Source organism: Mycobacterium sp. NGS33 (assembly GCF_059812885.1).
Genome location: NZ_JCALDN010000014.1, coordinates 20,281 through 45,091 on the forward strand (window position 1 = coordinate 20,281; position 24,811 = coordinate 45,091).

Annotated in this window: 27 protein-coding genes; 13 read left to right on the forward strand and 14 right to left on the reverse strand. The window is 68.3% G+C overall.

Translation table 11 applies throughout. From position 1 onward, the window contains the following. Positions 1 to 23 precede the first annotated feature (23 nt). A complete protein-coding gene (gene phoU, locus AC5Y5B_RS19145; protein ID WP_112631186.1) occupies positions 24 to 692 on the forward strand; it encodes a phosphate signaling complex protein PhoU in 669 nt (222 codons plus the stop codon). A 15-nt stretch (positions 693 to 707) separates the two neighbouring features. Here the strand turns inward: phoU and pstB are convergent, their stop codons facing one another. The 6 genes from pstB to AC5Y5B_RS19175 all read right to left on the reverse strand — a co-directional run bounded on the left by pstB (position 708) and on the right by AC5Y5B_RS19175 (position 6,509). After that, the gene (pstB, locus tag AC5Y5B_RS19150; protein WP_112631188.1) at positions 708 to 1,484 is read right to left on the reverse strand and encodes a phosphate ABC transporter ATP-binding protein PstB; all 777 of its coding nucleotides are present in this window, start codon (positions 1,482 to 1,484) and stop codon (positions 708 to 710) included. A gap of 13 nt (positions 1,485 to 1,497) precedes the next feature. Continuing rightward, on the reverse strand, positions 1,498 to 2,412 hold the full coding sequence (gene pstA / locus AC5Y5B_RS19155; protein WP_112631190.1) for a phosphate ABC transporter permease PstA: 915 nt from the start codon (positions 2,410 to 2,412) through the stop codon (positions 1,498 to 1,500). Beyond that, the gene (gene pstC / locus AC5Y5B_RS19160) at positions 2,409 to 3,452 is read right to left on the reverse strand and encodes a phosphate ABC transporter permease subunit PstC (protein WP_500006141.1); all 1,044 of its coding nucleotides are present in this window, start codon (positions 3,450 to 3,452) and stop codon (positions 2,409 to 2,411) included. Before pstC ends, pstA begins: the two co-directional genes overlap by 4 nt. 51 nt (positions 3,453 to 3,503) lie before the next feature. Next, positions 3,504 to 4,628 carry a phosphate ABC transporter substrate-binding protein PstS gene (gene pstS / locus AC5Y5B_RS19165; RefSeq protein WP_500006142.1) on the reverse strand — a complete coding sequence of 375 codons (1,125 nt, stop codon included), beginning with the start codon at positions 4,626 to 4,628 and terminating at the stop codon, positions 3,504 to 3,506. 166 nt (positions 4,629 to 4,794) lie between these two features. Further along, positions 4,795 to 5,733 (reverse strand): mycothiol synthase, encoded by a 939-nt coding sequence (mshD, locus tag AC5Y5B_RS19170; RefSeq protein ID WP_500006143.1) that lies wholly within the window; start codon positions 5,731 to 5,733, stop codon positions 4,795 to 4,797. Continuing rightward, entirely contained in the window at positions 5,730 to 6,509 is a 780-nt protein-coding gene (locus AC5Y5B_RS19175; RefSeq protein ID WP_112631196.1) for a winged helix-turn-helix transcriptional regulator, read from the reverse strand. The genes mshD and AC5Y5B_RS19175 overlap by 4 nt, the downstream gene beginning before the upstream one ends. A 177-nt stretch (positions 6,510 to 6,686) precedes the next feature. On the opposite strand from AC5Y5B_RS19175, the gene lmeA reads away from it, so the two are divergent. From lmeA to AC5Y5B_RS19205, 6 genes are all read left to right on the forward strand, one after another. Then, on the forward strand, positions 6,687 to 7,499 hold the full coding sequence (lmeA, locus tag AC5Y5B_RS19180; protein ID WP_112631198.1) for a mannan chain length control protein LmeA: 813 nt from the start codon (positions 6,687 to 6,689) through the stop codon (positions 7,497 to 7,499). Next, positions 7,496 to 7,915, forward strand: a complete 420-nt coding sequence (locus AC5Y5B_RS19185) for a thioredoxin family protein (RefSeq protein WP_112631199.1) — start codon at positions 7,496 to 7,498, stop codon at positions 7,913 to 7,915. Before lmeA ends, AC5Y5B_RS19185 begins: the two co-directional genes overlap by 4 nt. 224 nt (positions 7,916 to 8,139) lie before the next feature. Continuing rightward, positions 8,140 to 8,610 (forward strand): DUF4395 domain-containing protein, encoded by a 471-nt coding sequence (locus AC5Y5B_RS19190; protein WP_112631201.1) that lies wholly within the window; start codon positions 8,140 to 8,142, stop codon positions 8,608 to 8,610. Positions 8,611 to 8,646: 36 nt separating this feature from the next. After that, entirely contained in the window at positions 8,647 to 9,480 is an 834-nt protein-coding gene (locus AC5Y5B_RS19195) for a sulfurtransferase (protein ID WP_112631203.1), read from the forward strand. 1 nt (position 9,481) lies between these two features. Continuing rightward, a complete protein-coding gene (locus AC5Y5B_RS19200; protein ID WP_112631205.1) occupies positions 9,482 to 9,784 on the forward strand; it encodes a DUF1416 domain-containing protein in 303 nt (100 codons plus the stop codon). A 190-nt stretch (positions 9,785 to 9,974) separates the two neighbouring features. After that, positions 9,975 to 10,640, forward strand: a complete 666-nt coding sequence (locus tag AC5Y5B_RS19205) for a heme-binding beta-barrel domain-containing protein (RefSeq protein WP_240631646.1) — start codon at positions 9,975 to 9,977, stop codon at positions 10,638 to 10,640. 445 nt (positions 10,641 to 11,085) lie between these two features. Here AC5Y5B_RS19205 and AC5Y5B_RS19210 read toward each other — a convergent pair whose 3' ends face one another. Beyond that, positions 11,086 to 11,955 (reverse strand): aminodeoxychorismate lyase, encoded by an 870-nt coding sequence (locus AC5Y5B_RS19210; RefSeq protein WP_112631255.1) that lies wholly within the window; start codon positions 11,953 to 11,955, stop codon positions 11,086 to 11,088. 100 nt (positions 11,956 to 12,055) lie between these two features. On the opposite strand from AC5Y5B_RS19210, the gene ygfZ reads away from it, so the two are divergent. Further along, positions 12,056 to 13,150 (forward strand): CAF17-like 4Fe-4S cluster assembly/insertion protein YgfZ, encoded by a 1,095-nt coding sequence (gene ygfZ, locus AC5Y5B_RS19215; protein ID WP_112631207.1) that lies wholly within the window; start codon positions 12,056 to 12,058, stop codon positions 13,148 to 13,150. A 145-nt stretch (positions 13,151 to 13,295) separates the two neighbouring features. Then, complete coding sequence (locus AC5Y5B_RS19220) at positions 13,296 to 13,481, forward strand: DUF3073 domain-containing protein (RefSeq protein ID WP_112631209.1); 186 nt, start codon at positions 13,296 to 13,298, stop codon at positions 13,479 to 13,481. Between the two features lie 67 nt (positions 13,482 to 13,548). On the opposite strand, the gene purM is transcribed toward AC5Y5B_RS19220, so the two are convergent. From purM to AC5Y5B_RS19235, 3 genes are all read right to left on the reverse strand, one after another. After that, positions 13,549 to 14,643, reverse strand: coding sequence for a phosphoribosylformylglycinamidine cyclo-ligase (gene purM, locus AC5Y5B_RS19225; protein ID WP_112631211.1), 1,095 nt, complete (start codon positions 14,641 to 14,643; stop codon positions 13,549 to 13,551). A gap of 70 nt (positions 14,644 to 14,713) precedes the next feature. Then, entirely contained in the window at positions 14,714 to 16,240 is a 1,527-nt protein-coding gene (gene purF, locus AC5Y5B_RS19230; RefSeq protein WP_165821726.1) for an amidophosphoribosyltransferase, read from the reverse strand. A 137-nt stretch (positions 16,241 to 16,377) separates the two neighbouring features. After that, a complete protein-coding gene (locus tag AC5Y5B_RS19235) occupies positions 16,378 to 16,767 on the reverse strand; it encodes a sterol carrier family protein (protein ID WP_112631215.1) in 390 nt (129 codons plus the stop codon). 19 nt (positions 16,768 to 16,786) lie between these two features. On the opposite strand from AC5Y5B_RS19235, the gene AC5Y5B_RS19240 reads away from it, so the two are divergent. Continuing rightward, positions 16,787 to 18,001 (forward strand): MCE family protein, encoded by a 1,215-nt coding sequence (locus AC5Y5B_RS19240; protein ID WP_112631217.1) that lies wholly within the window; start codon positions 16,787 to 16,789, stop codon positions 17,999 to 18,001. Here AC5Y5B_RS19240 and AC5Y5B_RS19245 read toward each other — a convergent pair. Then, positions 17,991 to 18,623: an Rv0804 family intramembrane glutamic endopeptidase gene (locus tag AC5Y5B_RS19245; protein ID WP_289176320.1), complete on the reverse strand. Its 633-nt coding sequence runs from the start codon at positions 18,621 to 18,623 to the stop codon at positions 17,991 to 17,993. The two genes, AC5Y5B_RS19240 and AC5Y5B_RS19245, sit on opposite strands and share 11 nt — an antisense overlap. A gap of 19 nt (positions 18,624 to 18,642) precedes the next feature. Next, positions 18,643 to 20,940 (reverse strand): phosphoribosylformylglycinamidine synthase subunit PurL, encoded by a 2,298-nt coding sequence (gene purL / locus AC5Y5B_RS19250; protein ID WP_112633874.1) that lies wholly within the window; start codon positions 20,938 to 20,940, stop codon positions 18,643 to 18,645. Positions 20,941 to 21,059: 119 nt separating this feature from the next. Between purL and AC5Y5B_RS19255 the strand changes: the two genes are divergently transcribed. After that, entirely contained in the window at positions 21,060 to 21,230 is a 171-nt protein-coding gene (locus AC5Y5B_RS19255; protein WP_240631777.1) for a hypothetical protein, read from the forward strand. Between the two features lie 7 nt (positions 21,231 to 21,237). Here AC5Y5B_RS19255 and AC5Y5B_RS19260 read toward each other — a convergent pair whose 3' ends face one another. Then, complete coding sequence (locus AC5Y5B_RS19260) at positions 21,238 to 21,585, reverse strand: VOC family protein (RefSeq protein ID WP_112633873.1); 348 nt, start codon at positions 21,583 to 21,585, stop codon at positions 21,238 to 21,240. 19 nt (positions 21,586 to 21,604) lie between these two features. Next, positions 21,605 to 22,903, reverse strand: coding sequence for a M18 family aminopeptidase (locus AC5Y5B_RS19265; RefSeq protein ID WP_112633880.1), 1,299 nt, complete (start codon positions 22,901 to 22,903; stop codon positions 21,605 to 21,607). Between the two features lie 37 nt (positions 22,904 to 22,940). On the opposite strand from AC5Y5B_RS19265, the gene AC5Y5B_RS19270 reads away from it, so the two are divergent. Continuing rightward, on the forward strand, positions 22,941 to 23,954 hold the full coding sequence (locus AC5Y5B_RS19270) for a Dyp-type peroxidase (RefSeq protein ID WP_165821823.1): 1,014 nt from the start codon (positions 22,941 to 22,943) through the stop codon (positions 23,952 to 23,954). After that, positions 23,954 to 24,751: a family 1 encapsulin nanocompartment shell protein gene (locus AC5Y5B_RS19275; RefSeq protein WP_112633871.1), complete on the forward strand. Its 798-nt coding sequence runs from the start codon at positions 23,954 to 23,956 to the stop codon at positions 24,749 to 24,751. Before AC5Y5B_RS19270 ends, AC5Y5B_RS19275 begins: the two co-directional genes overlap by 1 nt. Positions 24,752 to 24,811: the final 60 nt, after the last annotated feature.

Sequence of the window (24,811 nt, forward strand, 5' to 3'; positions counted from 1 at the left end):
GGGGAGACCGTACCCTTGGTGATATGCGGACCGCCTACCACGAGCAACTTTCGGAATTATCCGAGCGCCTCGGCGAGATGTGCGGCTTGGCGGGAATCGCCATGGAGCGGGCCACCCAAGCTCTGTTGCAGGCCGACTTGGTGCTTGCCGAACAAGTCATCTCCGATCACGAAGCCATCGCCGCGCTGAGCGCGCGCGCCGAAGAAAGCGCCTTCGTACTCCTGGCATTACAGGCACCGGTCGCCGGTGATCTGCGGGCCATCGTCAGTGCCATCCAGATGGTGGCGGACATCGACCGGATGGGTGCGCTGGCGTTGCACGTCGCCAAGATCGCCCGCCGGCGTCATCCCCAGCACGCCCTGCCCGAGGAGGTCAACGGCTATTTCGCCGAAATGGGCAGCATCGCAGTCGAATTGGGTAACAGCGCCCAAGAGGTGGTGCTGTCCCGCGACCCGGAGAAGGCCGCCCGCATCCGCGAAGAAGACGACGCCATGGACGATCTGCACCGGCATCTGTTCTCGGTGCTGATGGACCGTGAGTGGAAACACGGCGTCGCCGCGGCCGTCGACGTCACGTTGCTGGGCCGGTTCTACGAGCGCTTCGCCGATCACGCCGTCGAGGTGGCCCGTCGGGTCATCTTCCAAGCGACCGGCAGGCTGCCCGAGGAAGAGGCGAAACCCGCGTCGCAGTAACCAAAACCCGACGGCCTAGCCGAAGCGGCCGGAAATGTAGTCCTCGGTGGCCTTCTGGCTCGGGTTGGAGAAGATCTTCTCGGTGTCGTCGACTTCGATCAACCGGCCCGGTTTTCCGACTGCTTCCAGGTTGAAGAACGCCGTGTAGTCGCTGACCCGCGCCGCCTGCTGCATGTTGTGGGTGACGATGACGATGGTGTAGTCCTGTTTGAGTTCGCTGATCAACTCTTCGATCGCCATCGTCGAGATCGGATCCAGCGCCGAACACGGCTCGTCCATCAGCAGAACGTCGGGTTGCACGGCGATGGCCCGCGCGATGCACAGGCGCTGCTGCTGCCCGCCGGACAGTCCGCCGCCGGGCCGCTCCAAGCGGTTCTTGACCTCGTCCCACAGGTTTGCCCCGCGCAGCGAATACTCGGCCGTCTCGTCAAGCACCTTGCGGTTGCGCACCCCCTGCAGCTTCAGGCCGGCGACCACGTTGTCACGAATCGACATGGCGGGGAACGGGTTTGGCCGCTGGAACACCATCCCGATGGCCCGGCGCACGCCGACCGGGTCGACGCCCGCGCCGTAGATGTCTTCGTCGTCGAGCAGCACGCTGCCCTCGACCCGCCCGCCGGGCACCACCTCGTGCATGCGGTTGAGCGTGCGCAACACCGTCGTTTTGCCGCACCCTGACGGGCCGATGAACGCAGTCACGCTGCGGGGCAGAACCGACAGCGTCACATCCGAGACCGCGTGAAACGCTCCGTAGTAGATGTTGACGCCCTTGAGGTCCAACCGTTTGGCCACTTACTGCTCCTGCCTATGACTTCCTGGCGCCCAAGAATTTCGCTATCACGCGGGCCGTGATGTTGATGGTGGCGATCACCAGGATGAGGGTTAATGCGGCGCCCCACAACCGATCCGTGGGGATGGGGTTCAGGCCCGCACCCGCAGATGTCTGGTTGAACATCATGCCGGGCAGGGTCCCCATGAACCCGCTGAAGATGTCGAAGTTCATCGCCTGTGCGTATCCGACGAGGATCAGCAGCGGCGCCGTCTCCCCCATCACCCTGGCCATCGCCAGCAGTATGCCGGTGACGATGCCCGAGAGCCCGGTGGGGATGACCACCCAGACAACGGTTTTCCACTTGGTGATGCCCAGCGCGTAACTGGCCTCGCGAAGATCCACCGGCACGATCCGCAGCATCTCCTCGGTGGCACGCACGATCACCGGCAGCATCAACAACACCAGCGCCAGCGAGACCGCGAACTCCGATCGCGGCAGCCCGAGCGTCGCCACACACAACGCGTAGATGAACAGCGCCGCAACGATTGACGGCACACCGCTGAGGATGTCCACCATGAACGAGGCCAAACGGCCCAGCGGGGTGCCGCCGCCGTACTCGACCAGATAGATCGCGACCATGAGGCCCAGCGGGATCGAGATGACGGCGCATACCAATCCCTGCAGCACCGTACCGACCAGCGCATGGTAGGCGCCACCACCGGTCACGAATGCCGTCATTCCGGCTTGCGAGTGCGACCACCATACGGTCGACATGATCGCCTTGAACCCCTTGGCGACCACCGACCACAACACCATTACCAACGGGGTCACGGCGATCAGCAGAGACAATGAAACCAGAAGCGTGGCAACGACATCCGTGATACGGCGGCGCCGGCTGACCGGCGAGAAGGTCCGCGGCTTGAGCGGGCGGTCCAGCATCGAGGTCATTGCGCCCCCTTGCGCGCCGCCCCGGCGACGGCGCCCCGTGCCACGGCGTCGACCAGGAAGGTGAGCACGAAGAGCGTCAGTCCCGCGGCGATGTAGGCGCCGGCCCGGTATCGGTCGTCGAATTCCGCCGCCGCGCCGGCGATCTTGGTCGCGAAGGTGGAGCCGCCGTCGAACAGCGACCAGCCGAATGCCGCCTGGGTCCCGCGCAGGATGATCAGCAGCGCCACGGTCTCACCCAGCGCGCGGCCCAGCCCCAGCATCGAGCCGCTGACGTAGCCCGACCGCCCGAACGGCAGCGTGACCGTCTTGACCACTTCCCAACGGGTGGCACCCAGCGCCAGCAGGGCCTCGACCTGATCTTGCGGCGTCTGGACGAACACTTCGCGGGTGACCGCGGTGATGATCGGCAGGATCATCACCGCCAGCACGATCCCGCCGGTGAAGATGGTGCCGCCCCCGGCGGGCGACGCGTTGCCGCTGGCGAACAGAAAACACCAGCCCATCGCCCGGTTGAGCCACGTGGCGACGGGCCGCAGCTGCGGCGCCAACACGTACAAACCCCAGGCTCCGTAGATGATGGACGGCACCGCGGCCAGCAGGTCCACCGAGTAGGCCAGCGGCGTGGCGACCCGCCGTGGCGCGTACTGCGTGATGAAGATGGCGACGCCCAGCGCGACCGGCATGGCCAGGATCAACGCGAACAGCGACACGAACACGGTGACCGGCACCAGGCTGGCGATGCCGAAATGCATCGCCGAGGTGTCCGTGGTGGCCCAGGTCCCGCCGTAGCTGAAGAAGTTCTCCCGATTGCGGTGCAGCGCCGGTATCGCGCGCCCGAGCAGGAACGCCGCGATCGCGGCGATGACCACGATGATGAACACGCCCGACGACTGCGCCAGCCAGCGGAAAATCCGGTCCCCGACGTGGGGCCGGCCCTCGCCCCAGGGGCTGGTGGGTGTCGCCTGCGACTCCGGAAACGGCGCCGCGACGACCGCGCCCGAACCCGCGTCATGGGGATTTGCCCCGGAAAACCCCGTCACTGTGATCCCGTCACAGTCCTGTTGTCGCTCCTTGATACCCGGTTCACTCGGCTACTGCATCGCATCGATCGCCGTAACCAGTCGTTCCCTGACCTTATCGGGCAAGGGCACGTACCCGGCCCTCGCCAGCTCGCCCTGCCCGCTGCTGGCGGCGATGGCTAGGAACGATTTGACCGCGGCGGAGGTCTGGGGGTCGTAGCCCTTCGAGCACACGATCTCGTAGGTGACCAGCAGTAACGGATACACACCCGGCTCCTCGGAGCCGTACATCGCGTTGAGGTCGAGCACCAGGTCATCGCCTTCGGCCAGGAATTTCGCCGCTTTGACGGCGTTGCCGGCCGTGTCGTTGGTCAGCGGGATCACCCCGCCGCGGGTGGCGATTTTGGCGTAGGGCATGCGGGCCTGGTCGGCGAAGCCCTTCTCGACGTATCCGATGGCGCCCGGGGTGGCCCGCACGGCCTGGATGACGCCGGCCGACTTCGCGGCGCCCTCCCCGACGCCGCCCTGAAATTCCGTGCCGACCCCTTTGGGCCAGCTCTGCGGCGCGGCCGCGGTCAGATACTTCTGAACGTTGTCGGTGGTTCCCGACGAGTCGGTGCGGTAGATCGGCGTGATCTTGGTGGCGGGCAGCGCCGTTCCCGGGTTGAGCGCCACCAGGATGGGGTCGTTCCAGCTGGTGATCCTGCCGGTGAAAATTTTGGCCAGCGCGTCACTGTTGATCACCAGGTCCGGATTCCCGGGCAGGTTGTAGACGATCCCGATCGGCCCGAAGACCAGCGGCAGGTCCCACGCCGGGTTCCCGTCGCAGCGTTTGGCGGCGGGGCCGATCTGATCGGCGACCAGCGGCGAGTCGGCGCCCGCGAAGTCGACGTGCCCGGCGATGAATTGCTCACGGCCGGCGCCCGATCCGGTCGGGTTGTAGGCCAGGGCCTTGCCCGGGCAGTACTGGCCCCACACCTGGTTGAACACCGTGATCGCGTTCTCCTGAGCGGTCGAGCCCTCCGCCGTCAGCTTGTTTTTGCCGCCGCAGCCCGCGGTTCCGGTGATCCCGGAGACGGTGGGCGGGGCGGCCCCGCGGCGGTTCTCGTCGCTACCGCAGGCGCTCAGCGCTCCGGTACCGAGCGCCGTCGCCAACGCCACGGCGGCCAGCGCCCTGCCCTGCCTGTCGAGCCTCACCGATCTCGCTTTCTTGATGCGTTCCGGACGCATGTGGGTGCCGCTGGCTATCTGTCGTGTGAGGTTGCCAAGCGACGGCGAAAATATGTGCCGCCGCAAGCCACAGCAACGTTTGGGTAGCCACGACCAGATTAACGATCTGGCTAGCTGGCGCTCGTACCCGCGGTCAGTTGGCCGCGGGTACGACCGCGTATGCGGTGTCGACGCTATAGGTGGTGAAGCCCAGGCGCTGGTAAGTGCGCACCGCGGCGACGTTGTCCGACTCCACGTACAGCATCACGGTGGGGTCGGCGGCGTCGGCCAGGCGCCGTCCCAGCCATTCGATGCCGACGGCGGTCAGCGCCTGCCCCAGTCCGCGGCCCTGCGCCGACGGATCGACGCCCACGACATACACCTCGCCGAGGCCCGGCCGGTCGAGATGCACCTTCGTCCAGTGGAAACCCAGCAGCGTGCCGGCCTGATCGCTGTGGGAGTCGCCGAACGCGAGAAACAGGCCGGTTGGGTCGAACCACGGTTCGTCGCGCCGCTCCGCGAGCTCGACGTCCGTCCAGCCGCCCTGCTCGGGGTGATAGGCGAAGGCGGCGTTGTTGACCCGCAGCAGCTCAGCGTCGTCGGAGGGACCCGCGTACGTGCGGATTTCCACTCCGGGCACCGCCGGCACGGTGGCGGGCAGATCGCGCAGCGAGCGCCGCATCTGCATCAGCTCCCGCACCGGGGTCAGGCCCAGCGCGGACGCGGTCGCGCGGGCCGGCTCCAGCGTGCCGTGCGCCCAGAACCGGTTGCCCGCACCGGTTTTGGCCAACGCCGCGCGCGCCAGGGTGGACCCGATACCGCGTCGGCGCGCCTGCGGATGCACCACGAGTTCGGCCATCCCGGTTTCGCCGTCGCGCGGCGGACTGAGGTTGAGATAGCCGACGATCGTGTCGGCGCCCGTCGCGGACGCATTCGTGCTCAGCAGATGCTCGGTGCGGTCATGGCCGAGCTCACGCAGCACCTGTTCGCCCACGGGCGCGACCCCGTCGTATTCGGTTGCCGCGCCGACCAGTTCGCGCACGCCCTGCTGCTCGTCGACGGTCAGCGTGCGGCGCCAGTCGGGCGACGTCACTGCGTATGCAGCGGATCGACCAGCGGATCCTGGACGTCCTGCGACTCGGGTTCGGATTCCGGTTCGGCGCCGTCGGCATCCTCGGGTTCGGCAACCGGCGCGCGGCCCCGCGCCGGGCGGACGGCCTTGTAACCCACGTTGCGCACGGTGCCGATCAGCGCCTCGTGCTCGGGCCCGAGTTTGGCCCGCAGGCGACGCACGTGCACGTCGACGGTGCGGGTGCCGCCGAAGAAGTCGTATCCCCACACCTCGTGCAGCAGCTGGGCGCGGGTGAACACCCGCCCGGCGTGCTGCGCCAGGTACTTGAGCAACTCGAATTCTTTGTAGGTCAGGTCTAGCGGGCGGCCCCGCAGTCGGGCGGTGTAGGTGCCCTCATCGATCACCAGCTCGCCAAGGCTGACCTTGCCGGCGCTCTCCTGGTCCGCGAGCCCGCCGCGACGGCCGACAACCAACCGCAGCCGCGCGTCGACCTCGGCCGGCCCGGTGGTGGGCAGCAGGATCTCGTCGAGGCCCCAATCGGAGCTGACGGCCACCAGCCCGCCCTCGGTGACCACGGCCAGCACCGGAACCGACCGGCCGGCCGTGCTCAACAGGCGGCACAGTCCCCGCGCCGACGACAGGTCGGTGCGCGCGTCGACGATCACCGCATCCGCGGTCCCGGCCTCGAGCAACGAAGAGGGTTCTGGCGGCGCCGTCCGGACGGTGTGCGGAAGCAGGGACAACGACGGCAAGACCGGGTCGGGATGCAGCTCCGCGGTCAGCAGTAGTAGCTCCAACTAGCCCCTCCAGCTCGGGGGAACGGCATCTCCCAAATTCACAACGCCATCAAGCGTTAGTTACCAGGTCATCTAACGATAACGTGTCACCTGCTTTTTTCGCGTGGTAGCCGAGCCAGTGTGAGCCCCGCCACGACCGATCCGCCGGCGACCCGCTCCGGGGCGTTACGCCACAATATGCGGGTGCGCAAGGTGCTGATTGCTGTGACCGCGACGGCGATCCTGGTCGCGGTGCTCGCCCTCAGCGCAATCGGCGTCGACTACGGGACCAGCATCTATGCCGAATACCGGCTGTCGTCCAGCGTCCGCAAGGCGGCCAAGCTGGGAACGGACCCGTTCGTGGCGATCGTGGCGTTTCCGTTCCTTCCCCAGGCGATGCGCGGCAACTACAGCCAGGTGGAGATCAAGGCCAACGCCATCGACCATGCGAGGACCGGCAGGGCCACCCTGGAAGCCACCATGTACTCGGTGGACCTGGCGCAGGCGTCGTGGCTGATCGGCCCGGACGCGAAGCTCGCCGTGGGCAAGTTGGAGAGCCGCATCATCGTCGACTCGACGCACCTGGGCCGGTTCATGGGCATCAGCGATTTGATGGTCGAGGCGCCGCCCAAGGAAACCAACACCTCCACCGGTGGCGTCACCGCGTCGGGCATCTCGGACAGCCACGGTCTGGTGTTCACCGGGACACCCAAATCGGCGGGCTTCGATCGCCGGGTCAGCGTCTCGGTCGACCTGTCCATCGCCCCGGACGACCCGGCGACGCTGGTGTTCACCCCGACCGGCGTGCTGACCGGCTCGGACACCGCCAACCAGACGGTTCCGGCGGACAAGCGTGATGCGGTGCTGCATGCGTTCAGCGGGCGGCTGCCCGACCAGCGGCTGCCCTTCGGTGTCGCGCCGACCTCCGAGGGAGCCCGGGGATCCGACGTCATCATCGAGGGCATCACCCGTGGAGTAACCGTGACCCTCGCGGGGTTCAAACAGTCATGACCGCAGTCGTCGTGATCGTCGTGGTGCTCGCGTTGGCAAGCCTCGCCGGGTGGTGGCTGACCCGTCGCTCCGGAACCATCAGGGAGATCGCCGCCGAGCCGGATCGGGACGCCGACGCCGACATCGCGGCGCTGGGGCTGTCCCGCAGCAGCCCGACCGTGGTGCACTTCAGCGCCCCGTGGTGCGGGCCGTGCGACCGGGTCCGCCGGGTGGTGGAGCAGGTCTGCGAGGACCTGGACGACGTGGCCCACGTCGAGATCGACCTGGACGCAAACCCCGAGACCGCGCACCGGTATTCGGTCCTGTCCCTGCCCACCACGTTGATCTTCGACGTGGACGGCCGGCAGCGATACCGCACCTCCGGAGTGCCCAACGCCGCCGACCTGCGGTCCGCGCTGAAACCGCTGTTGGCTTGACCGCGGGGTCATTGGGTAAGCTGACCGACGTGTCAGCCCGCCTCGAGCCCATGCTCATCCAGCGTCGCGCAGTTGCACTGTGCCGCACCGCGGGCTGTTGTTGTTGCTGTTGCTGCTGAGTAGCCGCGCTTTTGCGTAGCACTCGGAGCGGCCCCGGATCCAGACCGTGGCACGTCTCCATTCGTCGTTTCCGTCAGCAATAGGGGTATCGAGGAGTTCCTACCTTGCCGAGCAGCAACACCGTCGCGCAGCCGGATCTGGTCGACGTGCGCGGGCCGCGATTCGCCGCCTGGGTCACCACCGCGGTCCTCGTGCTGGCGCTGGTCGTCTCGGCGGCCAGTCCGCCGGCCGCCGCGGTGATCCTGGCCGCTCAGGCCGCCGTCTTCGCCATCGGCGCGATCGGGGGGCCGCGCAAGCATCCCTACGGCCGGATCTTCGCCACCGTCGTCGCGCCCCGGCTGGGGCCGGTGCAGGACCGCGAACCGACCCCGCCGCTGAAGTTCGCCCAACTCGTCGGCCTGATCTTCGCCGTGCTGGGAGCCGCCGGATTCGCCACCGGCGCCGGCCTGGTCGGCGTCATCGCCACCGCGGCCGCTCTGGCCGCCGCATTCCTCAACGCGGCCTTCGGCATTTGCCTGGGCTGCCAGCTCTACCCGCTGGTCGCCCGTTTCCGAAGCCCCGCGCGTCCCACCTGACCTGCTGTAACAAAAGCGATTGAAAGGATCCACTCCATGGCACGCTCCGACGTCCTGGTCTCCACCGACTGGGCTGAGAGCAATCTCGACGCCTCAGGCGTCGTCTTCGTCGAAGTCGACGAAGACACCAGCGCTTACGACGCCGCCCACATCCCCGGCGCGATCAAGCTGGACTGGCGCTCCGACCTGCAGGACCCGGTCAAACGCGACTTCGTCGACGCCCAGCAGTTCTCCAAACTGCTCAGCGAGCGGGGCATCTCCAATGACGACACCGTGATTCTCTACGGCGGCAACAACAACTGGTTCGCCGCCTACGCCTACTGGTATTTCAAGCTGTACGGCCATGACAAGGTCAAGCTGCTCGACGGCGGCCGCAAGAAGTGGGAGCTCGACGGTCGCGCACTGTCCAGTGAGCCCGTGAGCAGGCCGGCGACCTCGTACACCGCCGCCGCGCCGGACAACAGCATCCGGGCGTTCCGCGACGACGTCATCGCGGCGATCAACGTCAAGAACCTGGTCGACGTGCGCTCCCCCGACGAGTTCTCCGGCAAGATCCTGGCGCCCGCACACCTGCCGCAGGAGCAAAGCCAGCGGCCCGGCCACATCCCCGGCGCCATCAACGTGCCGTGGAGCAAAGCCGCGAACGAGGACGGCACCTTCAAGTCCGACGAGGAGCTGGCCAAGCTCTACGCCGACGCCGGCCTGGACGGCGAGAAGGAGACGATCGCCTACTGCCGCATCGGCGAACGGTCGTCGCACACCTGGTTCGTTCTTTATGAATTGCTCGGGCATCGGAATGTGAAGAACTACGACGGCAGTTGGACGGAATACGGCTCCCTGGTGGGCGCCCCGATCGAGTTGGGAAGCTGATATGTGCTCTGCACCGAAACAAGGACAGACGCTGCCCGCCAGCGTCGACCTGGAGAAGGAAACGGTGATCACCGGTCGCGTGGTGGACGGCGACGGCCAGGCAGTGGGCGGCGCGTTCGTGCGCTTGCTGGACTCCTCGGACGAGTTCACCGCCGAGGTGGTGGCGTCGGCCACCGGTGACTTCCGGTTCTTCGCCGCACCGGGATCCTGGACCTTGCGCGCCCTGTCGAAGGCCGGCAACGGCGACGCCGTGGTGGCGCCGTCGGGTGCGGGCATCCACGAGGTCGACGTCAAGATCGCCTGACCCACCAACCGCCCCGGACGCGGTGGCCGCGGGACGAATAGACTTGTCCGCGTGGTGCTGTTCTTCGAGATCATGCTGGTTGTGGCGGTCGTGGTGATTTCATGGTTCGCCCTGTACACCCTCCACCGGCTCATCACCGACGAGTCGTGACCCGCGCCGGCGACGCTTCGGGACGCAGCGATCGGAGGCGGTGGCGCGCGTGACCCCCGACCAACCGTTCAGCCCCGCCGGCTCCGGCGACCGGGCGGTGGCCGCTGCCGCCGAACGCGCCAAGCTGACCGCCGCCCGCAACATTCCGTCCTACGATGACCTGCCCCTGCCCGCCGACACCGCGAACCTGCGCGAGGGCGCCAATCTCAGCGATGACTTGCTGGCGTTGCTGCCGCTGGTCGGCGTGTGGCGCGGCGAGGGAGAGGGCCGCGGGCAGGACGGGGACTACCGGTTCGGTCAGCAGATCGTCGTCTCGCACGACGGCGGTGACTACCTCAATTGGGAAGCCCGCTCGTGGCGCCTCAACGAGACCGGCGACTACGAAGAACGCGGCTTGCGCGAGACCGGCTTCTGGCGCTTCGTCACCGATCCCGACGACCCCGGCGAATCGCATGCCATCGAACTGCTGCTGGCCCATTCGGCGGGCTACGTCGAACTGTTCTACGGCCGCCCCCTGACCCAGTCGTCCTGGGAGCTGGTCACCGACGCGCTGGCCCGCAGCCGGTCGGGCGTGCTGGTCGGCGGCGCCAAACGCCTCTACGGCATCGTCGAAGGCGGCGACCTGGCCTACGTCGAGGAGCGGGTGGACGCCGACGGCGGTCTGGTGCCCCATCTTTCGGCGCGGCTGTCCCGGTTCGCGGGCTAGCGGCCGAGCCGCGCCGACAGCCACGAAAGGGCTCCGGCGCAACATAATTGGGCGACCCCTCAACTGACGGAACCCGGGTCTGCCACGACGCGCTGCACGCGGCGTCCAGTGTCGTCGTCAACTTGTTGGTGTGCGGCCCCGATGCCGGGACCGGCCACGCCGGCAAGCTCGCCGGGGAGATCGCCGCGAAGGTGGCCCAGTCGCCGCCCCAGACATGGATCGGCCCCCGAGCCGTGTTCCTGGTTGGACAAAAACCGGAAGCTCGGGGGCCGGGTGACTGCGGGGAATTCGCTAGCGCACGTGTGACGCCAGCTCTTCCGAGCAGGTGCTGCTAGCGCGCAGCCACCTCACATGTCCATGAAGCTATCAATTCGCGGACCACCTCCTTCCTTGTGTACGGCCGACCGTACCCGCGGATCGGCCAGCCGACAACAGAATTCAGCGCTCAGCGATCGCTGACGATGGCGGCGTCGATCAGCTCGGCGAATTCCGCGGCCATCGGCGCCGGCGGCAGCGCGCGGCCATCGAGGGTGTGCACGCGGGCCGCCAAGGTCATGCTGGAGATCAGCCAAACACCTTGGGCGGCAACCAGATCCGCGACCCGCAGCGCGCGGTAGTCGCAGTCATACCCCTTGTCCCTGGCCACCTCGAACAGGGCCTGCTGGGTGGTGCCGCGCAGGATCGGATACCACGGCGGCGGGGTTAGCAGGCACGGATGGCCGTCCGGTGTCTCGGGGGCCGTGGCGATCACCACAGTCGAGCGTGGGCCTTCCAGGATGTAGCCGTCGGTGCTGACGAAGATCACGTCACCGGCGTCCTGACGGGCGGCATGGCGCAGGGCCGCCATGTTGACCGCGTAGGACAGGGTCTTGGCGCCGGCCAGCAGCCACGGCATCGCGTCGACGCCGGTGGCGGGCAGCCCGCGGTCGAGCGTGATCGCCGCCAGCCCGCCTCGCCGGACCGCCGTCACGCGGTCGGGGACCGCGTTGACCATGACGAAGGCGGTCGGAGCCGAGCCGCCCTCGCGCCCGCGGGTGTAGATCAACCGCATCGCGCCCTCGTCCGCGCCGGCCGCGCACCACTGCCGGGTGGCCACCTCGATCGCGCGTCGCCACCGCGGCAGGTCAGGCTTGGGCAGATCGGTCAACGCGGACGAGTGGGTCAGGCGCTGCAGGTGCGGCTCGATCAGACAGGCCCTGCCGTCGCGGACCAGCAGCGTCTCGAAGACACCGTCACCGCGGACCGCGGCCAGATCGTCGGCGTGCAGCAAGGGCGCGTCGGGCGAATGCATTTCGCCGTCCAGCGTGACGATCACACCCGTCGGGCCGGCCATGGTCGAAAAGCCTATCCAATGACCCGCATCGCCTGACCGCGAGCGCGGCGACGCCGGGCCGGCCGGTCCGTAGAGTTGACTCGTGACTCGCGCTGTCCCCGCACCCGAGACCGGACCCGACGCCGGTGCGGTCTGGCATTACGGCGATCCGCTGGGCGAGCAGCGTGCGGCCGACACCGACGCGATATGGGTCGACCGTTCGCACCGCGGCGTGCTCACCTTGACCGGCAAGGACCGGCAGACGTGGTTGCACAGCATTTCGACGCAATTCGTCAGCGACCTCCCCGACGGCGCCAGCACGCAGAACCTCAGCCTCGACGGCCAGGGGCGCGTCGAGGACCACTGGATCCAGACCGAGCTGGGCGGCACCACCTACCTCGACACCGAACCGTGGCGGTCCGAGCCGCTGCTGCAATACCTGCGCAAGATGGTGTTCTGGTCCGAGGTCACCCCGGCCGGGGCGGAACTGGCCGTGGTCTCGCTGCTGGGCCCGAAACTGGCTGACCCAACAGTTCTCGACGCGCTCGGGGTGGATGCGCTGCCCGCCGAGCTGACCGCGGTCCCCACCGGCGACGGCTTCGTGCGCCGGATGCCGGGCACCCCGGCGGGCGGGCTCGAGCTGGACCTGCTGATTCCGCGCGCCGCGGCCGACGAGTGGCGAAACCGCCTCACCCAGGCCGGCGTGCGGCCCGGCGGTGTGTGGGCCTACGAAGCCCACCGGGCCGCGGCCGTGCGACCCCGCCTCGGCGTCGACACCGATGAGCGCACGATTCCGCACGAAGTGGGGTGGATCGGCGGTCCCGGTACGGGGGCCGTCCACCTGGACAAGGGCTGCTATCGCGGGCAGGAGACGGTCGCGCGGGTGCACAACCTGGGCAGGCCGCCGCGGATGCTGGTGCTGCTGCACCTCGACGGGTCGGTCGACCGGCCGTCGACCGGTGATCCGGTGCTGGCCGGCGGCCGCACGGTCGGCCGCCTCGGCACCGTGGTCGACCACGTGGATCTCGGGCCGATAGCACTGGCCTTGCTCAAGCGCGGGCTGCCCGCCGAGACGGAATTGGCGACCGGCGCGGAAGGCTCGGTGGCCGCGGTGATCGACGCCGATTCGCTTCCGGCAACCGAACAAATCGGCGCGGGACGGCTAGCTGTTGAACGGTTGCGGGGCGGTGCGGGATAATGAACGGTAACGTCCGCCACAGCAAGCAGGGGGCGCCAACGCCCGGTGGCGGGGCACGGTAAACTGTTGGCAGGACAAATGACACCAGGAGATCGGAGCCGCCTACTCGTTAGGCCGCTCCGTTATTGCGCGAGGGGGTTCCCCCATGGGCCGCGGCCGGGCTAAGGCAAAGCAGACCAAGGTTGCTCGAGAACTCAAATACAGTTCTCCACAGACCGACTTCCAGCGGCTTCAGCAAGAGCTGTCCGGAACGGGTTCGGACGGGTCCAACGACCTGGACAGCGACGGATCCGAGGAATCCTGGGACGACCAGGACGCCTGGCGTCGCTAAGACCCACGCCCCGGCGCCGATGCGTAGGGCACCGGCGCCGCGTTAGTTCCGCCGGAGCCCGAGCCTTTTAGAACCTCGGGTGCTGACCGACCATCTTGGCCCGCGGGCCCTCCTTGCCGCCTTTGCCGACGGTGCCCAGCACCCAGCAGTCCAGATGCCGGGCGGTCAGGATGGCCAGCGCCCGGTCGGTGTCCTCGGGGCCCACCACGGCGATCATGCCGACGCCCATGTTGAACGTCTTCTCCATCTCCTCGCGGGTCACCCGGCCGCGCTGGGCGATCATGGCGAACACCGGCGCGGGCGTCCAGGTTCCGCGATCCATCTCGGCGACCAGGCCGTGCGGGATGACGCGTTGCAGGTTGCCGGCCAGGCCGCCGCCGGTCACGTGGCAGAACGTGCGCACGTGGGTTTCGGCCGCGAGCGCCAGGCAGTCCTTGGCGTAGATGCGGGTGGGCTCGAGCAGCTCTTCACCCAAGGTGCGGCCGAACTCCTCGACGTAGCCCCCGAGGTTCATCCGGTCGATCTCGAGCAACACGGTGCGCGCCAACGAATATCCGTTGGAATGCAGACCCGACGAACCCATCGCGATGATGACGTCGCCGGGTTTGACCCGATCGGGCCCCAGCACGTCATCGGCCTCGACGACGCCGATGCCGGTGGCCGAGATGTCGTAGTGGTCCGGCTCCATCAGACCCGGGTGTTCGGCCGTTTCGCCGCCCAGCAGCGCGCAGCCGGCCCGCACACATCCCTCGGCGATGCCGCCAACGATGGCGCTCAAGCGTTCCGGCACCGTCCGGCCCACCGCGATGTAGTCCTGCAGGAACAGCGGCTCGGCTCCGCACACCACGAGGTCGTCGACCACCATGGCCACCAGGTCCAGCCCGACGGTGTCGTGCTTGTCCATCGCCTGGGCCACCGCCAGTTTGGTGCCGACGCCGTCGGTGGAGGCGGCCAGCAGCGGCTCGCGATAATCGCCACGTAGCGCGAACAGGCCGACGAATCCGCCCAAGCCGCCCCGAACCTCGGGTCGCGTGGCTTTCGTCGCCAGCGGCTTGAACAATTCGACAGCGCGGTCGCCGGCTTCAATGTCCACCCCGGCCGACGCGTAGGTGATGCCCTGACTGCCTTGGTGGCGTCCTGGACTCTTTCCGGGATCCGTCATCGCGATAAAGGCTACCGGGCGGCGCTGACGGCCGGTATCAAACGTCGGTGAAGGAGGGCAACCGATTCCCTCAGTGCACGACCGGCACTTCGTCGGGCGCCAGTTCGTCGAGTCCGGCGCCGCGAGCGGCATTGGCGAGCATGTGCTCGATGACGTTCTTGCCCAACGCTGTTTCCTCGGGCAGTTCGATCGGGTACTGGCCGTCGAAGCACGCGGTGCACAGCCGTGAGGCCGGCTGCTCGGAGGCCGCGACCAGGCCGCGCAGCGAGATGTAGCCCAGCGAATCGGCGCCGATCGCGTGCCGCACCGCCTCGAGCATCTCCTTCTTGTCCTCGACCGCGTTGGCGATCAGCTCCGCCGGTGACGGGAAGTCGATGCCGTAGAAGCAGGGCCATTTGACCGGGGGCGAGGCGATCCGCACGTGCACTTCGACGGCGCCGGCCTCGCGCAGCATCCGCAACAGCGCGCGCTGGGTGTTGCCGCGCACGATCGAGTCGTCGACGACGATGAGTCGCTTGCCCCGGATGACCTCGCGAAGGGGGTTGAGCTTCAGCCGGATACCGAGCTGGCGGATGGTCTGGGACGGCTGGATGAAGGTGCGCCCGACGTAGGCGTTCTTCATCAGCCCCTGGCCGTAGAGAATGCCCGACTCCTGGGCGTATCCGACGGCGGCGGGCGTGCCCGACTCGGGCACGCCGATCACCAGGTCGGCCTCGACGGGACGTTCGCGGGCCAGCCGGCGACCGATCTCCACCCGGGTCGCGTGGACGGACCGTCCGGCGATGGTGCTGTCCGGTCGCGCCAGGTAGACGTATTCGAAGACGCAGCCCTTGGGGGTGGGGTTGGCGAAACGGGTGGAGCGGACGCCGTCGGCGTCGATCGCCAACAATTCGCCCGGTTCGATGTCGCGGACGAACGAGGCGCCCACGATGTCGAGCGCCGCAGTTTCGGAGGCCACCACCCAACCGCGGTCCAGGCGTCCCAGCGAAAGCGGCCGCACCCCATGTGGATCGCGCGCCGCATACAGGGTGTTCTCGTCCATGAACGTCAGGCAGAACGCGCCGCGCACAGTCGGCAACAGATCGAGCGCGGATTGTTCCAGGGTGGCGTCCGCCGCGCCGTGGGCCAGCAGCGCGCCCAGAATGTCGGAGTCGGTCGTCGCCGGCGCCGGGGCGCGTTTGGCGATCAGTCCCTCGTCGCGGGCGCGGGCCGCGAGCTCGGCGGTGTTGACCAGGTTCCCGTTGTGCCCCAATGCCACCCCGGTGCCGGCCGCGGTGTTGCGGAACACCGGCTGGGCGTTCTCCCAGGTTGTGTCGCCGGTGGTCGAGTACCGGCAGTGCCCGATGGCGACGTGGCCCGGCATGGCGCCCAGCGTCTGCTCGTCGAACACCTGGCTGACCAGGCCGAGATCTTTGAAGACCAGTACCTGGGAACCATCGGCGACGGCGATGCCGGCGGCCTCCTGGCCGCGATGCTGCAGCGCGTACAAGCCGTAATAGGTGAGTTTGGCGACGTCCTCGCCGGGGGCCCAGACCCCGAATACACCGCATTCCTCACGGGGCGCGTTGAAGTCCTCTTCGGGTTCTTGGACGGTCACGATTAGGCAGCTCCCCGGGGAACGGTTGGTGACGTAACGGAGTCTACGGGCACACGCGCCGCGCCGACGAATCCGCCGGGCGTGTTGGGCGACAAATTGCCAGCGTAAATACCTGAACCTGCAGTTCAGGGTTATGTTCAGCCGACATCGAACAGGGGCAGCCAGTGCTCAATCTCACCCGCCCGCGAGCCGGACAGGCGCAGCGCACCGGTGCGCTTGGCCTCGGCGAACGGCAACGCCCCGGTGGCCAGCAGCAGCCAGGTCCGCGCTCCGGTTTCCACCACGTTGGGCGGTGTGCCGCGGGTGTGCGTGGGCCCTGGGACGCACTGCACCGCGACGAAGGGCGGGACGCGCACCTCCACGCTGCGCCCGGGCGCCAGCGCGGCCAGCGTGCGGGCGGTCAGCCGAACGGCCGTCGCCAATTCCTGCCGGTCGGGCTCCGGACCGGATTCGTCGCGCAGCCAGTCCGCGACCGCCAACACGGCCTGCCGGGTCTTGGCCGGATCGGCTTTGTCGCGGGGGGCCATACCCTAGGGTCTCAAAACCATGGAGCCCCGTCGCTCGAGGGCGCGGCCGCCGTACAGGACCGCCGGCCTGCTAACGGTCATGGTCATGGGATTGATCGGGTCGCTCCTGTACCTGCAATTTCGGGGCGCCCTCACGCCCACCACGAAGTTGACCATGGTGGCCGCGCGGGCGGGCCTGGTGATGGATCCCGGCTCCAAGGTCACCTACAACGGGGTGCAGATCGGCCGGGTGTCCAGCATTTCGGAGACCACGCATGACGGCAGGCCGGCCGCCAGGATAGTCCTGAACATCACCCCGAAATACCTCAAGCAGATCCCGGCCAACGTGGCGGCCGCGGTAAAGGCCACCACCGTGTTCGGCAACAAATATGTCGCCTTGAGCTCACCGAAAAATCCTGCAGCGCAACCGATCACACCGTCGATGGTGATCGATGCCACGTCGGTGACCACCGAGTTCAACACCCTTTTCGAGACGCTCATGTCGATCGCGGAGAAAATCGATCCGGTCAAGGTGAACCTCACGCTCAGCGCGGCCGCCCAGGCGCTGACCGGAATGGGCGAGAGGTTCGGCGTCTCGCTTGTCAACGGCAACGCCGTCCTCGACGACCTGAATTCGCGGATGCCGGTCCTGCGCAACGACATTCGGCAGTTGGCAGCCCTGGGCGATACCTATGCGCACGCCTCACCCGATCTGTGGGACACGCTCGACCATGCGGTGACGACCGCGCGCACACTCAACTCGCGGCAACGCGACCTCGATGCCGCGCTGCTGGCGGCCGCCGGGGTGGGCAACTCCGGTGCCGACGCCTTGGCCCGCGGCGGACCGTTCTTCGTCCGCGGCGCCACCGACCTGGTTCCCAGCAGCCAGCTGCTCGACGAGTACAGTCCCGAAATCTACTGCACTATCCATAATTTCGATGAAGTGGCACCAAGAATCCACAACGCGCTGGGTGACAACGGCTACTCGCTGGGCGCCCACGCCTCGGGCGCCATCGCGGGCGCGCCCAATCCCTATATCTGGCCGGAGAACCTGCCGCGCACCAACGCCAGGGGCGGCCCCGGCGGACGAGCGGGCTGCTGGCAGAAGATCACCCGGGAACTGTGGCCCGCGCCGTTTTTGGTGATGGATACCGGTGCGAGCATGGCTCCCTACAACCACTTCGAAGTCGGCTCGCCGCTCGCGGTCGATTTCGTGTGGGGCCGCCAGCTGGGTGACTACACCATCAATCCCTGAGCGCCCGCCGAACACCCAGCACCGCGACCGCCCCGGCTTCGTTGATGGCCAGGTGCGCCAGCAAGGGTGCGGCCAGGCTGCCGGAACGATCGGCCAGCCAACCGAACAGCCAGCCCGCGATGCCGGTGACCAGCACGGTGCCTGCCAGGGGCTCACCCGTCGCGCGCGCGTCGGCGACGTGCGAGAGACCAAACGCGGTGGCCTGCAGCAGCCGCCCCCCGCGTGCACCGAAAGCGGCCGAGCCGGCGGCGGCCAGCGCGCCGCGGTAGGCGGACTCCTCCGACCACACCGTGCCCACCGGTATCCGCAGCAGCAGCCAGTCCGGCGGCGCCGCCGGCGGCTCGCGCCCGGCCATCGACCGGCGCACCGGCGCCAGCCGGCTTGTCGCCGCCACGGCGCCCGCCGCCGCGAAGGCGACCAGCGAGCCCACGCGCAGGCCGACCCACACCCGCGGCGGCCCCAGTCCCAGCGGCGCGCGCGTGACCAACACCAGCGCCCCGCCCACCACGGCCTGCAGCGCCGTCCGCCAGCTCGCGGGCAACCTGGGGCTGACGAAACTCCAGCCGACCAGGGCGGCGGCCAAGGACAGCGCGGCGGTCCGACGGAAGCTCCTGTCGGACATCAGAACTCGCTGCGGGCACTCATCCGAAGAGCCGCGGCAGCACCGCCTCGGAGGTCTCCCGCAGTTCGGCCAACGAAATCGTGAACAGGCCCTGGACCTCCACCGAGTCGGAGGCCTGGTCGACGACGCCGATGCGCACCGCCGGCAGTCCCCGCGCCTCGCACATCGACCGGAATCGGCTCTCCTCGGTGCGCGGCACGGCCACCAGCACGCGGCCGGCCGACTCGGAGAACAACGTCACGAACGGATCGGCTCCCTCGGGAAGTACGATGCGGCAACCGGTTTCACCGGCCAGGGCCGCTTCGACGACGGCCTGAGCGAGGCCGCCTTCGGACAGGTCGTGCGCCGCGGACACCAGCCCGTCGCGCGATGCCGAACGCAGCACCTCGCCCAGCAGCTTCTCGCGGGCCAGGTCCACCTCGGGCGGCAGCCCGCCCAGATGGTCGGCGGTCACCTGCGCCCAGATCGAGCCGTCGAACTCGTCGCGGGTATCGCCGAGCAGCATCAGGGTTTCCCCGGGCTCGGTGCCCAGGCCGGTGGGAATGCGCCGGCCGACGTCGTCGATGACGCCGAGCACCCCCACCACCGGTGTGGGCAGGATCGCCGCCGAGCCCGTTTGGTTGTAGAAGCTGACGTTGCCGCCGGTGACCGGAATCCCCAGTGCCACACAGCCATCGGCCAGGCCCTTGACGGCCTGCGAGAACTGCCACATCACACCGGGGTCCTCGGGCGAACCGAAATTCAGGCAGTTCGTCACCGCGACGGGCGCCGCCCCGGTGACCGCCACGTTGCGGTAGGCCTCGGCGAGGGCGAGCTGGGCCCCGGCATAGGGGTCCAGCTTGGTGTAGCGGCCGGACGCGTCGGTCGACAAGGCGATGCCGCGGCCGGTGGATTCGTCGACGCGCAGCACGCCGCCGTCGGCGTGCTCGGCCAGCACGGTATTGCCACGCACGTATCGGTCGTACTGCTCGGTGATGAAGGCGCGGCTGCACAGATGCGGACTACCCAGCAGCGCAAGCAAAGTGGCACGCAACTCGTCACCGGTGACCGGTCGGGGCAGCCCGGCCGAGCTGTCCGCATTCAGGGCGTCCTGCGTGTCGGGGCGGGCCACCGGCCGCTGGTAGACCGGACCTTCGTGGGCGACGGTGCGCGGCGGGACGTCGACGACGGTCTGGCCGTGCCAGGTGATCCGCAACCGGTCGCCGTCGGTGACCTCGCCGATCACGGTGGCCAGCACGTCCCACTTGCGGCAGACCGCCAGGAAGGCGTCGACGTTGTCCGGGGTGACCACCGCGCACATCCGCTCCTGGGACTCGCTGCACAGGATCTCCGCGGGCGTCATGCCGGTGGTGCGCAGCGGCACGGTCTCGAGCTGGATCGTCATCCCACCGTCGCCCGCCGAGGCCAATTCCGAAGTGGCGCAGGATAATCCGGCGCCACCCAGGTCCTGGATGCCGACCACCAGATGACTGGCGTACAGCTCGAGGCAGCACTCGATGAGCACCTTCTCCATGAACGGGTCGCCCACCTGAACCGAGGGCAGCTTCTTGCGCGAGTTCTCGGCGTCGAAGGTGTCCGACGCCAGCACCGACACCCCGCCGATGCCGTCGAGCCCCGTCCGCGCGCCGAACAGGATGATCTTGTTGCCCGTACCCGAGGCGAAGGCCAGATGCAGATCCTCTTGGCGCAAGACGCCGACGCACATGGCGTTGACCAACGGGTTGCCCGCGTAGCACGCGTCGAAGACGGTTTCGCCGCCGATGTTGGGCAGGCCCAATGAGTTGCCATACCCGCCGATGCCGCGGACCACGCCGTCGAGCACGCGGCGGGTGTCCGGCGCGTCGGCCGCGCCGAACCGAAGCTGGTCCATCACCGCGACCGGTCGCGCGCCCATCGCCATGATGTCGCGGACGATCCCGCCGACGCCGGTGGCCGCACCCTGGTAGGGCTCGACGTAGGACGGGTGGTTGTGCGATTCGACCTTGAAGGTGACCGCCCAGCCGTCGCCGATGTCGACGACGCCGGCGTTCTCGCCGATGCCGGCCAGCATGCCGGTGCGCATCTCGTCGGTGGTGGTCTCGCCGAAGTAGCGCAGGTGCACCTTGGACGACTTGTAGGAGCAGTGCTCGCTCCACATCACCGAGTACATCGCCAGCTCGGTGTCGGTGGGGCGGCGGCCCAGGATCTCGCGGATGCGCTGGTACTCGTCGTCTTTGAGGCCCAGCTCGGCGAAGGGTTGCGGCTCGTCGGGAGTGGTGGCGGCATGCTCGACGGTGTCGATGGCCTGGGTGGGCGCACTCGTCCCGGAGACAGTCACGCCAGACAGTCTAGGGCTGGGCGGCGTGCAGGCGCCGAGATGGCCGACCCTCTCGTCACGTGGGACCTATCCGCCGCGAAGCAGGTCTGCGCTTTCGGTGTCGGCGGGGTAGAACGCCCGTGCCCGGCGCGGCCGCCGGGGAGGAACTGGTGTTCTTGCACTATGTCGGTCGCGGCACCGGCCCGGACGGACCGTTCGAGATCCGGGGCATCGACCGGGTCCGCACCCGCGACGGGATCATGGTGGAGAACGTCATCCGCTACGAGCCGGCATTCGCGGGTCGGCGCTGAGCTACGGCTACTGACGCACCACGCAGAACACGTTGCCCTCGGGGTCGGCCAGCACCACCCAGCGGAAGCTGTCGCCGAACTGGTGCCGGCCGACCTCGGTCGCTCCGGCCGCCGTCAGCCGAGACACCTCCGCGTCGACGTCGGACGCGCTCAAGTCGAGGTGCACGCGGTTCTTACCGGGCGTCGGGTCGGGCACCTTCTGGAATCCGAGCCGCAGCCCGTCGCCGAAGGTCACCGCGGTGAATTCGTCGGCGAGCACCTCGTGCGTCGTCCCGCCGAACTGGTCGGCCCACCAGCCGGCCAGCTTCGCCGGGTCGGCGCAGTCGAAGGTCAGCATCTCCACGTTGAGCGGCATACCGGCAGACCTTAGGCCGCTAGTCGGGGAAAAGGAACGCCTGCATCGCGGCCGAGTAAGCGGCGACGTCCTGCGCGCCCATCAACTCGCGCGCCGAGTGCATCGCCAGCTGCGCGGCGCCGACGTCGACGGTGGGGATGCCCGTGCGCGCGGAGGTCAACGGTCCGATCGTCGACCCGCACGGCAGGTCGGCCCGGTGTTCGTAGCGCTGCAGCTCCACTCCGGCCTGCCGGCAGGCCAGCGCGAACGCCGCGGCGGTGCGGCCATCGGTGGCATAACGCAGGTTCGGGTGCACCTTGAGCACCGGCCCCGCGTTGACCTCTATCGGGTGGCCGGGTTCGTGCCGCTCCGGATAGTTGGGGTGGGTGGCGTGCGCCATGTCAGCCGAGGCCAGCAGCGAGTCGGGCAGACGGCGTAGGTAGTCCTCTCGGGTACCGCCGGCGGTGAGCACGATGCGCTCCAGGACGGTACCGAGCAGGTCGGATTGCGCACCGTGGTCCGACGACGACCCGACCTCCTCGTGATCGAAGAGCACCAACACCGGCAGCGCGGCCGTGGGCTCTGCCACGGCCAGCAGCGCCTCGAGCCCCGCATAACAACTGGCCTGGTTGTCCAGCCGGGGTGCGCTCAGCAGGTCCGCGTTGGCGCCGATCACCGTAGAGGGCGTCAGGTCGTGGGTCATCAGGTCGGCGGCCAGCACGTCGGTTGCCGCCACCCCGGCGCGGTCTGCGACGTAATCGACGAATGGCCGGGCCGTCTCACCGACGCCCCACACCGCGTTGACGTGTCGCTGCGGGTCCAGTGTCAGCGATTTGCGGTCCTCGGCCAGGTGAATGGCCAGCTGCGGCACCCGCAGGATCGGCTCGTCGATCCGGACCAGCCGGTGCTCGATCCCACCGCCGTCATGCACCGACAACCGCCCACTGATGCCCAGGTCGCGGTCCAGCCACGAGTTGAGCCACGCGCCGCCGTAGGGCTCCAAGGCGAGCACGCGCCACCCGGCGACCACCCGGTCGGGATGCTGTTTGACCCGCAGATTCGGGCTGTCGGTGTGTGCGCCGACTATCCGGAAGGGGCCGTCGGCGGCATTGGAATCCCACGCGACCAGCGAGCCGGCCCGCACCGTGAAGTAGCGTCCCGGCTCGGATGGCCACCGTTTGGCCTCGTCCAGTTCGGTGTATCCGGCAGCGGTCAACCGGGCGGCCACCGTGGCACAAACGTGAAAGGGCGACGGGGAGGCGTCGATGAAATCGCCGAGTCCTTGCGCGCTCGCCGAGGACGTCGCCTGGTTCCGAGGTCCGCCGGACATGTTGAACATCATGGCTGTCCGCCATTGTGCGGTTCACGTTAGGGTCATCCACGTGCCCCCCGTCCAGCCGCAACCCATCCTCGCGCCGTTGACGCCCGCGGCGATCTTTTTGGTGGTGACCATCGACGACGGCGGGGAGGCGACGGTGCACGACGCGCTGCCCGACATTCCCGGACTGGTGCGCGGGATCGGTTTCCGCGAACCCCAGAAGCGGTTGTCGGCGATCGCCTCGATCGGCTCCGACGCGTGGGACCGCTTGTTCTCCGGACCGCGGCCCGCCGAGCTGCATCGGTTCACCGAGCTGAACGGGCCGCGGCACCATGCCCCCGCCACCCCCGGAGACCTGTTGTTCCACATCAGGGCCGAGAGCTTGGACGTCTGCTTCGAACTGGCCGACCGGATCCTCAAATCGATGGCGGGCGCGGTCACCGTGGTCGACGAGGTGCATGGCTTCCGCTACTTCGACAATCGCGACTTGCTCGGATTCGTCGACGGCACCGAGAACCCGGACGGCGCGCTGGCGGTCAGTGCCACCGCGATCGGCGACGAGGACCCCGACTTCGCCGGCTCGTGCTACGTGCACGTGCAGAAGTACGTGCACGACATGGCGGCGTGGAATTCGATCTCGGTCACCGAGCAGGAGCGGGTGATCGGCCGGACCAAACTGGACGACATCGAACTCGATGACGACGTCAAGCCGGCCAACGCCCACATCGCGCTCAACGTGATCACCGACGACGAGGGCACGGAGCTGAAAATCGTGCGGCACAACATGCCGTTCGGCGAGCTCGGCAAGGGCGAATACGGCACGTACTTCATCGGCTATTCGCGGACACCGCAAGTCACCGAGCAGATGCTGCGCAACATGTTTCTCGGCGATCCGGCGGGTAACACCGACCGGATCCTCGACTTCTCCACCGCGGTCACCGGTGGACTGTTCTTCTCCCCCACCCTCGACTTCCTCGACGACCCACCGCCGTTGCCCACAGCGCCGGTGGCGGAAACGCCTGTGGCACAGAACGGCTCACTTTCGATCGGCAGCCTGAAAGGAACCTCTTGATGAACAACCTCTACCGCGACCTGGCACCGGTCACCGACGCCGCCTGGGCGGAAATCGAGACGGAGGCGACCCGCACCTTCAAGCGCCACATTGCCGGGCGCCGCGTCGTCGACGTCAGCGAGCCGGGCGGGCCGGTCACCGCCGCCGTCAGCACCGGTCGACTCGCCAACGTGGCGTCGCCCACCGACGGCGTGGAGGCCCACCTGCGGGAAAGCAAACCCCTTGTCCGGCTGCGTGTTCCGTTTACCCTGTCGCGTTACGAGATCGACAACGTCGAGCGCGGCGCCAACGACTCCGACTGGGACCCGGTCAAGGAGGCGGCCAAGAAGCTGGCGTTCGTGGAAGACCGCGCCATCTTCGAGGGCTACGCCGCGGCGTCGATCGAGGGGATCCGCTCGGCCAGCTCGAACAAGTCGCTGACCCTGCCGGCCGATCCCCGCGAGATTCCCGACGTCATCACCCAGGCGATCTCCGAGCTCCGCCTGGCCGGTGTCGACGGCCCGTACTCGGTGCTGTTGTCCGCCGACGTCTACACGCGGGTCAGCGAGACCACCGAACACGGATATCCGATCCTCGAACACATCGATCGACTCGTTCCCGGAGACATCATCTGGGCGCCGGCCATCGACGGTGCCTTCGTGCTGACCACCCGCGGCGGCGACTTCGACCTGCAGCTCGGCACCGACGTGTCGATCGGATACACCAGCCATGACGCGGACACGGTCCAGCTGTATCTGCAGGAGACGCTGACCTTCCTGTGCTACACCGCCGAGGCGTCCGTCCCGCTGAACCCCTAGGAATAAACGCCGAACGATCGCTGCTTACCGGGAAAGCAACTGAACTTCTCTCCTGGAGGC

Excerpts from the sequence above, each read along its gene's own strand:
- AC5Y5B_RS19265 (WP_112633880.1), bottom strand. The coding sequence starts at position 22,903 with ATGTTCAACATGTCCGGCGGACCTCGGAACCAGGCGACGTCCTCGGCG.
- purM (WP_112631211.1), bottom strand. The coding sequence starts at position 14,643 with ATGACGGATCCCGGAAAGAGTCCAGGACGCCACCAAGGCAGTCAGGGC.
- AC5Y5B_RS19200 (WP_112631205.1), top strand. The coding sequence starts at position 9,482 with ATGTGCTCTGCACCGAAACAAGGACAGACGCTGCCCGCCAGCGTCGAC.
- AC5Y5B_RS19235 (WP_112631215.1), bottom strand. The coding sequence starts at position 16,767 with ATGGCCCCCCGCGACAAAGCCGATCCGGCCAAGACCCGGCAGGCCGTG.
- AC5Y5B_RS19185 (WP_112631199.1), top strand. The coding sequence starts at position 7,496 with ATGACCGCAGTCGTCGTGATCGTCGTGGTGCTCGCGTTGGCAAGCCTC.
- AC5Y5B_RS19260 (WP_112633873.1), bottom strand. The coding sequence starts at position 21,585 with ATGCCGCTCAACGTGGAGATGCTGACCTTCGACTGCGCCGACCCGGCG.
- AC5Y5B_RS19275 (WP_112633871.1), top strand. The coding sequence starts at position 23,954 with ATGAACAACCTCTACCGCGACCTGGCACCGGTCACCGACGCCGCCTGG.
- AC5Y5B_RS19220 (WP_112631209.1), top strand. The coding sequence starts at position 13,296 with ATGGGCCGCGGCCGGGCTAAGGCAAAGCAGACCAAGGTTGCTCGAGAA.
- AC5Y5B_RS19245 (WP_289176320.1), bottom strand. The coding sequence starts at position 18,623 with ATGTCCGACAGGAGCTTCCGTCGGACCGCCGCGCTGTCCTTGGCCGCC.
- phoU (WP_112631186.1), top strand. The coding sequence starts at position 24 with ATGCGGACCGCCTACCACGAGCAACTTTCGGAATTATCCGAGCGCCTC.
- AC5Y5B_RS19240 (WP_112631217.1), top strand. The coding sequence starts at position 16,787 with ATGGAGCCCCGTCGCTCGAGGGCGCGGCCGCCGTACAGGACCGCCGGC.
- pstA (WP_112631190.1), bottom strand. The coding sequence starts at position 2,412 with ATGACCTCGATGCTGGACCGCCCGCTCAAGCCGCGGACCTTCTCGCCG.
- lmeA (WP_112631198.1), top strand. The coding sequence starts at position 6,687 with ATGCGGGTGCGCAAGGTGCTGATTGCTGTGACCGCGACGGCGATCCTG.
- AC5Y5B_RS19195 (WP_112631203.1), top strand. The coding sequence starts at position 8,647 with ATGGCACGCTCCGACGTCCTGGTCTCCACCGACTGGGCTGAGAGCAAT.